Genomic DNA, 11,564 nt, shown 5'->3' with positions numbered 1-11,564 from the left:
ATGGACGTGGACGGCATGTCCCGTTCGCCTGACTATCCCCAATGCGGGGGCGCATGTCAAAAGCGAACATGGTTTTTTGGCGTATTAGTGGGCGGTTGGCCGACCTGTCATCAGCCCCGCCCGGACAGGATCGAGGGTTCTCGCCGCGCACTGCATCCGTCGCGCGGACAGACCCGACAGGACCCGCCCACGGGCAGCCCCGGTTCGCCTTCGGCCATCGGGTCTTCGGGCAGGATCAGCATCGTGGCCTCAAATACCGGTGGGGCGTCAAAACTGGGCGCGGCCTGGGGCTGGCAGATTGCCAGGCAGGTGAAGCGGCGCGGCGTGCGCCCCGGCATCTCGACCCGCGCGCGAATGGGCTGCGACGGGCGCGCCAAAGCCTGGTACAGCGGCCAGAGCGGGCAACCGGTGCCAAAGCGCGGGATCGCGAACCCGTCGACCGGTTTGCGGAAACTGAGCGCGCCGGAACCATCACAGATCACCAGCCCACAGGTCGGGCCGTTCTTCAACGCCGCCACCCGACGCAGCACGGCCGCCAGATCGACATGGAACCGCGCGGCGACCTGGCCGGGATCGCGGCTCTGCGCCCAGGCAGCAGCGAAACGCGGGCCCGGCATGTTGCGCGCATCAGCCTGGTAGCGCGCCAACATCCGCGCCGCCATGTCACGCGCGGCGGAACTGTGCAGCGCATCCGAGGCCTCGGCCATGGCTTCCGGATCCCCCTCGCCGCTTTCCAGCGCGGGGATGTGAAAGCCGGCACCATCCAGGAAGGCCGCGACCTCCTCTTGCGGCGAGATTGGCGTCTCCTCGACGTCGCTGCCCGCCTCAAGATAATCAACCAACCCCTGTGCGCTGTCTGTCAACCGCGCACTGTCCTCGCCCACATTGCGCAGGAACCGCGCCTGCCAGTCCGGATCGATGTCCGTGGTGTCGGTCAGGATCGACGCCGCCGAACGGATCGCGGTCACGGTGGACAGAACCTCGTGCAGCGAGGCCGCGAGATGCGGGTCGTGGGTCAGCCGGTCGGACAGGCTTTCGACCAGACGCTCCAGCTCCTCGATCCGCCCATGCTGCGCCGCGACCAACCCCGCCCAGCCGGGAAAACGCCCGGCAAAATCCTCGGTTCGGGAGAGCTCCACCTCCAGACCCGGACGCCGCCCGGCGGCATCGCGCAGAGCCCCCAGCAGCGCGGCTTCGGCCCCTTCGGTCAGACTGATAGGCTCGGCGCCCAGTTCCCGCGCAATGTCCACCAGCAACTTGCCGCCGATTCTGCGCCTATTGTGTTCGATCAGATTGAGGTAGGCAGGCGAAATTCCCACAGTGCGGGCCAGATCGGCCTGCCTTATGCCCCGCACCATGCGGCGTTCGCGAATTCTGCTACCGGTCAGCCGTGACTGTGGCATCGCTTTTTTCCCGTATTTCTCGGCACTTTCTGCGGGTGCGCGAAAATTCATTAACAAATGCTATCACAGCATAGTAGATTTGTTTACAAAAAAAACGTTACGTCAAAAGCATTTGTTGCGCGGTTTTCCAATCGCCCCCTAACATGAAAGAGCCCTGTAAAAGGGCCTGTGCCGTATTCGGAGGAGGTTTGCGGCACACTTCACCAAAGGGAGGAATTACATGTCCAACTCGAATCTCACCCGCCGTGGCGTGCTGAAGTCGGGGGCCGTTGCCGGTGCCGGTGTCGCGCTGCCGACTATCTTCACCGCCTCGTCGGCCGCGGCCTATATGAACGAGCCGACCGGCGGCTCGGTCACCCTGGGCTTCAACGTGCCCCAATCGGGGCCCTATGCGGATGAGGGCGCCGATGAACTGCGCGCCTACCAGCTTGCGGTCGAACACCTGAACGGCGAGGGTGACGGCGGCATGATGAACACCTTCAGCTCGAAAGCGCTGCAGGGGAACGGCATCCTGGGCAAGAAGGTCGAATATGTGACCGGCGACACCCAGACCAAGTCGGACGCGGCGCGTGCCTCGGCCAAGTCGATGATCGAGAAGGACGGCGCGGTGATGATCACCGGTGGTTCGTCCTCGGGCGTGGCGATCGCTGTTCAGGGCCTGTGTCAGGAAGCCGGCGTCATCTTCATGGCCGGCCTGACCCACTCGAACGACACCACCGGCAAGGACAAGAAGGCGAACGGCTTCCGTCACTTCTTCAACGCCTACATGTCGGGTGCCGCCCTGGCGCCGGTGCTGGCCGCGCGTTACGGCAAGGACCGCAAGGCCTATCACCTGACCGCCGACTACACCTGGGGCTGGACCCAGGAAGAGTCGATCGTCGCCTCGACCGAGGCCCTGGGCTGGGAGACCGTCAACACGGTCAAGACCCCGCTGGCCGCGACCGACTTCTCGTCCTACATCACCCCGGTGCTGCAGACGGACGCCGACGTGCTGGTTCTGAACCACTATGGCGGCAACATGGTGAACTCGCTGACCAACGCCGTGCAGTTCGGCCTGCGTGAAAAGCAGGTGAACGGTCGCAACTTCGAGATCGTCGTACCGCTGTTCTCGCGTCTGATGGCGCGTGGTGCGGGCGAGAACATCAAGGGCATCCTGGGCTCGACCAACTGGCACTGGTCGCTGACCGATGAGGGCTCGCAGGCCTTCGTGAAGTCCTTCGGCACCAAGTACGGCTTCCCGCCGTCGCAGGCCGCCCACACGGTCTACTGTCAGACGCTGCTCTATGCTGACGCCTGTGAGCGCGCCGGCACCTTCAACCCCTGCGGCGTGGCCGAAGCCCTGGAAGGCTTCGAGTTCGACGGGTTGGGCAACGGCAAGACCACCTACCGTGCCGACGACCACCAGTGTTTCAAGGACGTGCTGGTCGTGCGCGGCAAGGAGAACCCGACGTCGGAGTTCGACCTTCTGGAAGTCGTGGAAGTCACCCCGGTGGAACAGGTCACCTACGATCCGGAACACCCGATGTTCGCGGGCGGCAATCTGGGCTCCTGCAACGCCGGCTAAGCCGGACACACGTCACACAAGCAATCGGTCGCGCGGGACATCCCCCGCGCGACCACCCCTGACCGGCGCCACACGGCGACCCGGGGGGAGCGGTTTCATCCAAAGGTGGGGACTATGGACGCCATCCTTCTTCAAATCCTGAACGGGCTCGACAAGGGCTCAGCCTACGCGCTGATCGCGCTTGGGCTTACACTCATTTTCGGCACCCTGGGCGTGGTGAACTTCGCCCACGGGGCACTGTTCATGATCGGCGCCTTCTGCGCCGTCACGCTGCAGCGCCTGCTGAGCCTGTCTTTCGAAACGATCGACCCGGAAAAGACGGACTTCCTGGGCAATCCCCTGAAGGTGAAAACGCCCTATGTCGAAAGCTGGTTCGGCCCCGAGACGGGCGCGGCCATCATCGACTGGTCGGTGCCGCTGGCGATCCTCTTTTCGATCCCGATCATGCTGCTGGTCGGCTTTGTCATGGAGCGCGGCCTGATCAAGCATTTCTACAAGCGTCCCCACGCCGACCAGATCCTGGTCACCTTTGGCCTGGCCATCGTGTTGCAGGAACTGGTCAAGCACTACTATGGCGCCAACCCGATCCAGACCGGTGCGCCCGATGCCTTCAAGGGCTCATTCGACTTCGGCGTGCTGCTGGGCTTTGATCCGAACCTGATCATCTACCCCTATTGGCGCATGGTCTACTTCGGCTTCGCCGCCGTGATCGTCGCCGCGGTCTTTGCCTTCCTGCAATTCACCACCTTCGGCATGGTCGTGCGTGCCGGTATGGCGGATCGCGAGACGGTGGGCCTTCTGGGCATCAACATCGACAAGCGCTTTACCATCATGTTCGGCCTGGCCGCCGCAGTCGCGGGGCTGGCAGGCGTCATGTACGCGCCGATCAACTCGCCCAACTACCACATGGGCATGGACTTCCTGGTGCTGTCCTTCGTCGTGGTCGTCGTGGGCGGCATGGGCTCCCTGCCCGGCGCCGTTCTGGCCGGCTTCATGCTGGGCATCCTTGAAAGCTTCGCCTCGATGAACTGGATCAAATCGCTGATCCCGGGCATCGACCAGATCATCATCTACCTTGTTGCCATCGCGATCCTGCTGACGCGGCCGCGTGGCCTGATGGGCCGCAAAGGCGTGATGGAGGACTAAGACATGCTGGGACTGAACAAGAAAGACACCCGTTTCCTGCTGATCGTCATCGCGCTGACGCTGCTGACGCCGATCCTTCTGCAACCCTTCCCCGAAGGCTCAAGCCTGGCGCAGTTCAACGCCGGTTACCCGGACCTGATGCAGCGTTTCGCGATCTTCGGCATCTTCGCCATCGGCTTCAACATCCTCTTCGGCCTCACCGGCTACCTGTCCTTCGGCCACGCGGCCTTCCTGGGCGTGGGCAGCTACACGGTCGTGTGGATGTACAAACTGCTGGATTACAACGTGATCTACGGGTTGCCACTGGCGATCATCACCTCGGGCCTCTTCGCCCTGCTGATCGGCTTCGTGTCACTGCGCCGCTCGGGCATCTACTTCTCGATCCTGACGCTGGCCTTTGCGCAGATGAGCTACAACCTGGCCTATTCGGTGCTGACGCCGATCACCAATGGTGAAACCGGCCTGCAGGTCTATACCGACGACGTGCAGATCCTGATGGGCGCCAACGAGCCGCAGAGCCCGCATTTCTTCGGCATCGTGATGCGCGAGAACTTCTGGGTCGCCGACATCGGCGCTTGGGAGTTCACCTTCAACAACGGCTACTACTTCTGCGCCGTGATCGCGATTGCCGCCTTCTACCTGAGCCTGCGCATCTTCCGTTCGCCCTTCGGCCTGATGCTGCGCGCGATCAAATCGAACCAGCAGCGCCTGAACTACACCGGTCTGAACGCGCGTCCCTACACGCTGGCGGCCTTCGTGATCTCGGGCATGTATGCCGGTCTGGCCGGTGGCCTGCTGGCCGCGATGGACCCGCTGGCTGGCGCCGAGCGCATGCAGTGGACCGCCTCGGGTGAGGTTGTTCTGATGACCATCCTGGGTGGCCTGGGCACCATGATGGGCCCGGTCCTGGGCGCAGGCTTCATCAAGTACTTCGAGAACATCTTCTCGAAGATCAACGAGCAGGTCCTGCACGGTTGGTTCGGCTGGCTGCCCGACGGGCTGGAAGGCTTCGTCATCTGGGTTGCCGAACACTTCGTCGGCTCCGGCTGGCACCTGACCTCGGGCCTGCTGTTCATGCTGGTCGTGATCTTCCTGCCCGGTGGCCTGGTCGAAGGTGGTCAGAAGATCGCCGCCCTGTTCAAGCGCGGCAAGTCGGACGAGGACATCGACGACCCCGAGCATCAACCGAAACAATCGCCCCACGTGGCCGAATAAGAGGAGACTGAAAGATGGGACTTCTTGAAGTCAAAGGCGTGGGGAAACGGTTCGGTGGCTTGCAGGCCCTGGGCAACGTGAACCTCAGCGTCCAGGAAAACACCGTGCACGCCATCATCGGGCCGAACGGCGCCGGCAAGTCCACCCTGCTGAACTGCTTCGTGGGCAAGCTGATCCCGGATGAGGGCTCGGTCATGTTCAACGGCCAGTCCGTACTGGGGCGCACCCCGCACGAGATCAACCAGATGGGCATCAGCCGTGTATTCCAGACGCCGGAAATCTTCGGCGACCTGGACGTGATGGAAAACATGATGATCCCCCTCTTCGCCAAACGCGACGGGGCCTTCCGGATGCATGCTTTCGAAAGTGTCGAGGATGAAAAGGATCTGGTCGAAAAAGCCGAGCAGATGCTGATCGACGTCAACATGATCGACAAACGCCACATGAACGCGGCCTCGATGTCGCGCGGTGACAAGCGTCGGTTGGAGATGGCCATGTGCCTGGTGCAGGACCCCAAACTCCTGCTGCTGGACGAACCCACCGCAGGTATGGCGCGTGCCGATACCAACAATACGATCGACCTGCTGAAGGAGATCAACGAGAAGCGCGACATCACCATGGCGATCATCGAACACGACATGCATGTGGTGTTCAGCCTGGCCGAACGCATCACCGTCCTGGCCCAGGGCACGCCCCTGGTCGAGGACACGCCGGAAAACATCAAAGGTCACCCGAAGGTCCAAGAGGCCTATCTGGGTGAGGCGCATTGAGGGAGGCACCAATGGCAGACGAACGACTGATCGACCCGGCGGACCACACGCGCGAGAAACGGGATTTCTCGAAGTTCAAGAACGTGGCCGCCACCGCGCCCGCTTTCTTCTCGGTCTGGGACCTGCACGCCTATTACGGGGAAAGCTACATCGTGCAGGGCGTGAGTTTCACCGTGCACGAGGGCGAAATCCTAGCCCTGCTGGGCCGCAACGGGGCGGGCAAGACCTCGACCCTGCGCGCGATTGCCCGGCTGGATGATCCGATGATCACCCATGGCGAGGTCTGGCTGGACCACGAGGCGCTGCACAACATGCGGTCCCACGACGCGGCCCAGCGCGGCATGGCGCTGGTGCCGGAAGATCGCCGCATCATCCAGGGCCTGACCGTCGAGGAAAACCTGCAGCTTGCCCAAATCGCCCCGCCGATCGGCTGGTCGCTGGACCGCGTCTATGAGCTCTTCCCGCGTCTGAAGGAGCGTCGCAAGCAGGAAGGCACCACCCTGTCGGGTGGCGAACAGCAGATGCTGGCCATCGCCCGCGCCCTGGTGCGCGACATCAAGGTGCTGCTGCTGGACGAGCCTTACGAGGGCCTGGCCCCGGTGATCGTGGACGAGATCGAAAAGACCCTGAACATCATCAAGGAACAGGGCATCACCACCGTGATCGTCGAACAGAACGCCGTGCGTGCGCTGGAACTGGCCGACCGCGCGGTGATCCTGGACACCGGCACCGTTGTCTTCGACGGCACCGCCCAGGAGGTGCTCGACAACGAGGCGCTGCGCATGGAGTACCTCGCAATCTAAAGGAATTATCTCCCCGGAGGGCGCCCCCTGCGCCCTCACTCCCTGTCGGCCGGTGCTTTATGCACCGGCCTTTTTTTGCCTGCCGAACCGGAGATTCGGGCAGGTTTCAGCCGGTCGCAGACACAGGGTTGCGGGCCGGTTGAAGCCGGGGGCGCACAGGCAAAGGGTGATCCCGAGAAGGTAGATTCAGAAAGGAATGACATGCGAGCGAAACTGATCGCGCTGACCTGCGCCGCAAGCCTGGGGCTGGCGGGTTGCTACAACACCCTGACCCCGGATCAGCAATTGGCCGTAGGCGCCCTGGGCGGCGCAGCGGCGGGGCTTCTGGCCGCCGACATCCTGAACGCCAACAGCAATTGGACTGTTCTGGTCGCCCTGGCAGGTGCGGCAGCAGGAACCATGGTTGCGCGCAACAGCCAGACCGGCACCTGCGCCTATGCGCGCGGCGATGGTACCTATTATGAGGCCCCGTGTCGTTAAGGCCTGCCACAGGCAGATCGGAGCGGGCAGCCTGCGCCGCCCCTCCCTGTCCGGACCGCTATTGAGCGGTCCAGCCACCATCGACCGGAATGGTCGTGCCTGTCACGTTATGAGCCACCGGGTCGCAGAGCCATAGGGCTAGCGCGCCGATCTCCGATGGGTCCGAGGTGCGACGGCTGGGCTGTTTCTCCGCCAAAAGATCGGCAATCCCCACGTCACGGTCGCCGCCGTGCAGCGCCGCGCGCGCAGCCACCTGCGGTTCGATGATCGCGGTTTCAGTCCAGCCGGGTGCAATGCAGTTCACGGTGACCCCGCCCTTGGCCTTCACCCCCTGGGCTGCATATTCCAACGCCGCCACGCGGCTCAGCCCCACCAGCCCGAACTTCGCCGCGCAATAGGGCGCCTTGTTGACCGAAGCGACCAGCCCGTGAACGCTTGCGATATTGACCACCCGGCCATAACCGCGTTCGGCCATGCCCGGCATCGCCGCTTGCATCGTGTGAAATGCGGCGGACAGGTTCACCTCAAGGATCGCCGACCAGGTCTCGCGCGGCATGTCAGCCAGGGGCGCGGTATGCTGGATCCCCGCGTTGTTGACCAAGATGTCCACCGCACCCCATTCGGCCAGGTCTGCCATCATGCGGTCGATCCGTTCGGGTTCGCGCAGGTCGGTGCCGAAAAACCGCACCTCCGGCGCGCCCAGCGCGGTGATCTCAGCCGAGACTTCAGCAGCGGTTTCAGCATCCGCCAACCCATGCAGCGCAATGCGTGCCCCGGCCCCTGCCAACGCCCTGGCAACCGCCAATCCGATCCCCTGGACCGAGCCGGTCACCAGGGCGGTCTTTCCCGTCAGGTCCGTCATGACACCTCCTCCAACATCTTGCGCAGCTCGGTCTTCAAAACCTTGCCGTAGTTGTTTTTTGGTAATTCTTCGACGCGGATATAGGCTTTAGGTCGCTTGAAACGTGCGATTTGTGCAAGGCAGTGTGCGTCCAGATCAGCGTCACTCACAGCATCGCCGACCACGAAAGCCACCACCAGCTCGCCCCATTCCGGGTCCGGTTGGCCAACAACCGAGACCTCGCGCACACCCTCATGGGTCAACAGCGCCTCTTCCACCTCACGCGGATAGATGTTCGACCCGCCCGAAATGATCACGTCCTTCGATCGGTCGCGCAGGGTCAAATACCCGTCTTCATCCAGAAACCCCATGTCGCCCGTGTGCAGCCAGCCATCCACAAGCGTCGCATTGGTGGCTTCGAGGTTGCGCCAATAGCCCGGCATGACCGGCAAGCCGCGCACCATGATCTCGCCCACATCCCCAGGAGCCTTGGCGCCGTCGATGGCCAGTTCCACCACGCTCTGCGCGCGACCAACGGACGCCAGCCGCCCCTGCCAGTTCGGGTGGCTGCGATCCGCCACCTCGTCGCGCGACAGGGCCGTGATCGCCATCGGGCATTCCCCCTGGCCGTAGATCTGCACGAAGCGCGGTCCGAACCAATCCACCGCCTCTACGATATCGGCCAGATACATCGGCCCACCGCCGTACACGATGGTCTTGATCCCCGCTCCGCGACGTCCTTCGCGCTTGGCGACATCGGTCAGGCGGCGCACCATGGTCGGGGCCATGAACATGGACAGCGGCCCTTGCGCCTCAGCCGCATCCAACAGCTCAACCTCATCGAACCCGCCAGAAGCCGGGCAGATATGCCGCGCGCCATGGAGCACATGCACCGGGGCGTAGAGCCCGGCACCGTGGCTCATCGGCGCCATGTAGAAGGCGGCATCTTCGCCGTGCACCTCGTCCACATCCGCCAGGTAGCTCAGCGACATGGTAACCAGCATGCCATGGGTGATACGCACCCCCTTGGGCTGGCCGGTCGTGCCGGAGGTGTAGAACAGCCAAGCCAGGTCATCCTTGCCACGACTCAACACCGGCACCGGATCATGGGCGCAGGCCGCATCGAACGCGTCACCGTGCAGAAACTCCACCTCACTGGCCTGATCCAAACCCAGCTCGGGCGTGACCATGGCCAGCTTTGCACCTGCGTTTTCAATGATATAGGCAGCTTCCTTCGGGTGCAGCTTGGCATTGATCGGCACCGCCGCCGCGCCCGTGGCCCAGATGCCGTAGAGCGCGATCAGGAACTCCGGGCAGTTCTTCATGAACAGGGCGACGCGGTCTCCCGGACGGATGCCGCGCGCGCGCAAAGCCCCGGCAAGCCCGCAGGCGGCGCGATGAAACCCCGCGTAATCCGCCACCTGTTCGGCCCCGCGAAACAGCGCAGGCCGGTCACCTTGCGTGGTTGCGATCCGGTCAAGCCAGAGCGCGATGTTCATCGCACGCCCTCCAATACGGAGGCGTATGACGCCACACCCGAGCCGCCCATGTTGAACACCAGCCCCTTGGAGGCACCGTCGACCTGCATCGCCTCGGCCTCGCCCGTCACCTGACGGGCGACCAGCACATGCATCGACACACCGGTGGCGCCGACCGGGTGGCCCTTGGCCTTGAGCCCGCCCGACAGGTTGACAGGAAGCGCGCCGCCGCGCCGAACGGTGCCGTCTTCCAACAGCCGCGCGCCCTGGCCCGGCTCGGCCAGGCCCATGGCTTCATAGATCATCAGCTCGGCAATGGTGAAACAGTCATGCACCTCCGCCAGGTCCAGATCGGCCAGACCCAACCCCGCCACATTCAACGCTTGGGCAATCGCCCGGCGCGGGCCTTCGAAGGCGGTCAGGTCACGGCGCGATATGGGCAGCAGATCGTTGACCTGCTCCGCCGCGCGCAACCTCACCGCGCGGGGCATGGCCGCAGCCACGTCGTCAGAGACCAGCACCAGCGCCGCCGCCCCGTCCGAAACCAACGAACAGTCGGTGACCTTCAGGGGCTTGGCAACCATCGGGTTCTTGTCGCTGACCTCGGCGCAGAACTCGACCGGCAGGGGCTTGTGCAGCTGGGCCAGCGGGTTGTCCATCGCGTTCAGGTGGTTCTTGGCGGCAATTTCGGCGAGGGCCTGGCTGTGGTCGCCCCACTTGTCAAAATAAGCGCGAGCGAAGCCTGCGAAGACCTGGGGGAAGCTCATCCCGGCCTCCTCGGCCTGATAAGCCGCGTGGCCCAGCCCCTTGGCAACCTCGGCGGTGGGCAGGTGGGTCATCTTCTCGGCCCCGATCACCAGGGCAATCTTGCAGCGCCCGGCCTCGATCGCGTCCCGGGCGGCGTAAATCGCGGCCGCGCCCGAGGCACAGGCGTTTTCCACACGCGTGGCCGGGGTGAAGCGCAGGTCCGGGTGGATCGACAGGGCCAGCGAGGACGGAAATCCGTCCCCCACCATGCCACCGTTGAAATGGCCGACCCAGATGCCGTCCACATCCTTGGGCGCCACGCCTGCATGAGAGAGCGCCTCGCCGCCCGCTGCGGTGATCAATGCCTCCAGATCCATATCCGTAAGCTTGCCGAATTTCGTATGTCCCCAACCGACGATATGCACCATAGCTGCCTCCTTTTCGCTGCCTCAAGCATGGCGCCGGGACCATCGGTCGCGCAATCGCGTAGAAATACCCGGCTGGAAAAGCCCGCGCTGACGGGGCAGGATACGGGCCATGGACTTGAATGAACTCGCCTTTCTGAACGCGCCCATCGGGCTGGCCATCCTGGAGGACCGGGTGGTCCGCATCGCAAACCTGCGTTTTGCCGAGATGTTCGGCGCCCCGGCCGAGGATTTCGCCGACACGCCGCTCGCGCGGGTCTACCCGTCCGCGCAGGAATACGAACGGATCGGGGAGCGTGGGCTGGAAGTGATGCGCGAGAGCGGCCGGTACGAGGATGAACGCGTCATGCGTCGGCTGGATGGCGAGTTATTCTGGTGCCGCGTGCGCGGGCAGAGCGTGACGCCGGACAACCCGTTTCGCCGCGGGGTGTGGAGCTTTGTCGACCTGTCCTCGGAACGGCCCGTGGTCGAGCTGACCCCACGTGAGCGTGAGATCGCGATCCTGACCTGCCAGGGGCAGACCTCGAAAGAGATCGGGTTGGAGCTGGGCCTGTCCTACCGCACGGTCGAGGCGCATCGTGCGCGCCTCCTGGAGAAATTCGGGGCCCGCAAATTGCCGGAGCTGGTGGCCAAGTTTTCCGGTATGCCGTTGTAGGCGCATGTTGAAATCCGACTGAAAACCTTGCACATTC

11 protein-coding genes are annotated in these 11,564 nt (G+C 63.9%); 7 read left to right on the top strand and 4 right to left on the bottom strand.

What is annotated here, in order from left to right; genetic code table 11:
- Nucleotides 1–110: 110 nt before the first annotated feature.
- The gene (locus tag ACO07D_RS13150) at nucleotides 111–1,403 is read right to left on the bottom strand and encodes a short-chain fatty acyl-CoA regulator family protein (protein WP_421703401.1); all 1,293 of its coding nucleotides are present in this window, start codon (nucleotides 1,401–1,403) and stop codon (nucleotides 111–113) included.
- A 220-nt stretch (nucleotides 1,404–1,623) separates the two neighbouring features.
- Between ACO07D_RS13150 and ACO07D_RS13145 the strand changes: the two genes are divergently transcribed.
- From ACO07D_RS13145 to ACO07D_RS13120, 6 genes are all read left to right on the top strand, one after another.
- A complete protein-coding gene (locus tag ACO07D_RS13145; protein WP_421703400.1) occupies nucleotides 1,624–2,967 on the top strand; it encodes an ABC transporter substrate-binding protein in 1,344 nt (447 codons plus the stop codon).
- Between the two features lie 114 nt (nucleotides 2,968–3,081).
- Nucleotides 3,082–4,113 (top strand): branched-chain amino acid ABC transporter permease, encoded by a 1,032-nt coding sequence (locus ACO07D_RS13140; protein WP_421703399.1) that lies wholly within the window; start codon nucleotides 3,082–3,084, stop codon nucleotides 4,111–4,113.
- A 3-nt stretch (nucleotides 4,114–4,116) separates the two neighbouring features.
- Nucleotides 4,117–5,328, top strand: a complete 1,212-nt coding sequence (locus ACO07D_RS13135) for a branched-chain amino acid ABC transporter permease (protein ID WP_421703398.1) — start codon at nucleotides 4,117–4,119, stop codon at nucleotides 5,326–5,328.
- A 14-nt stretch (nucleotides 5,329–5,342) separates the two neighbouring features.
- Nucleotides 5,343–6,098 carry an ABC transporter ATP-binding protein gene (locus ACO07D_RS13130; protein ID WP_421703397.1) on the top strand — a complete coding sequence of 252 codons (756 nt, stop codon included), beginning with the start codon at nucleotides 5,343–5,345 and terminating at the stop codon, nucleotides 6,096–6,098.
- Between the two features lie 11 nt (nucleotides 6,099–6,109).
- Nucleotides 6,110–6,901 carry an ABC transporter ATP-binding protein gene (locus tag ACO07D_RS13125; RefSeq protein ID WP_421703396.1) on the top strand — a complete coding sequence of 264 codons (792 nt, stop codon included), beginning with the start codon at nucleotides 6,110–6,112 and terminating at the stop codon, nucleotides 6,899–6,901.
- 201 nt (nucleotides 6,902–7,102) lie between these two features.
- The gene (locus ACO07D_RS13120) at nucleotides 7,103–7,381 is read left to right on the top strand and encodes a glucose-6-phosphate isomerase (RefSeq protein ID WP_421703395.1); all 279 of its coding nucleotides are present in this window, start codon (nucleotides 7,103–7,105) and stop codon (nucleotides 7,379–7,381) included.
- Between the two features lie 58 nt (nucleotides 7,382–7,439).
- On the opposite strand, the gene ACO07D_RS13115 is transcribed toward ACO07D_RS13120, so the two are convergent.
- Genes ACO07D_RS13115 through ACO07D_RS13105 form a run of 3 tightly spaced genes read right to left on the bottom strand, consistent with a single transcriptional unit; the run spans nucleotide 7,440 to nucleotide 10,875 of the window.
- Nucleotides 7,440–8,243 carry a 3-hydroxybutyrate dehydrogenase gene (locus tag ACO07D_RS13115; RefSeq protein ID WP_421703394.1) on the bottom strand — a complete coding sequence of 268 codons (804 nt, stop codon included), beginning with the start codon at nucleotides 8,241–8,243 and terminating at the stop codon, nucleotides 7,440–7,442.
- Nucleotides 8,240–9,721 (bottom strand): class I adenylate-forming enzyme family protein, encoded by a 1,482-nt coding sequence (locus tag ACO07D_RS13110; RefSeq protein ID WP_421703393.1) that lies wholly within the window; start codon nucleotides 9,719–9,721, stop codon nucleotides 8,240–8,242. Before ACO07D_RS13110 ends, ACO07D_RS13115 begins: the two co-directional genes overlap by 4 nt.
- Nucleotides 9,718–10,875: an acetyl-CoA acetyltransferase gene (locus ACO07D_RS13105; protein WP_421703392.1), complete on the bottom strand. Its 1,158-nt coding sequence runs from the start codon at nucleotides 10,873–10,875 to the stop codon at nucleotides 9,718–9,720. The genes ACO07D_RS13110 and ACO07D_RS13105 overlap by 4 nt, the downstream gene beginning before the upstream one ends.
- Before the next feature lie 109 nt (nucleotides 10,876–10,984).
- Between ACO07D_RS13105 and ACO07D_RS13100 the strand changes: the two genes are divergently transcribed.
- Complete coding sequence (locus ACO07D_RS13100; RefSeq protein WP_421703391.1) at nucleotides 10,985–11,527, top strand: LuxR C-terminal-related transcriptional regulator; 543 nt, start codon at nucleotides 10,985–10,987, stop codon at nucleotides 11,525–11,527.
- The last annotated feature ends 37 nt before the right edge of the window (nucleotides 11,528–11,564 follow it).

Source organism: Aliiroseovarius sp. (genome assembly GCF_965228805.1).
Taxonomy (GTDB): domain Bacteria; phylum Pseudomonadota; class Alphaproteobacteria; order Rhodobacterales; family Rhodobacteraceae; genus JASBTN01.
Note: the sequence above shows the minus strand (reverse complement) of the source record. Positions and strands in the feature narration are given on the sequence as shown.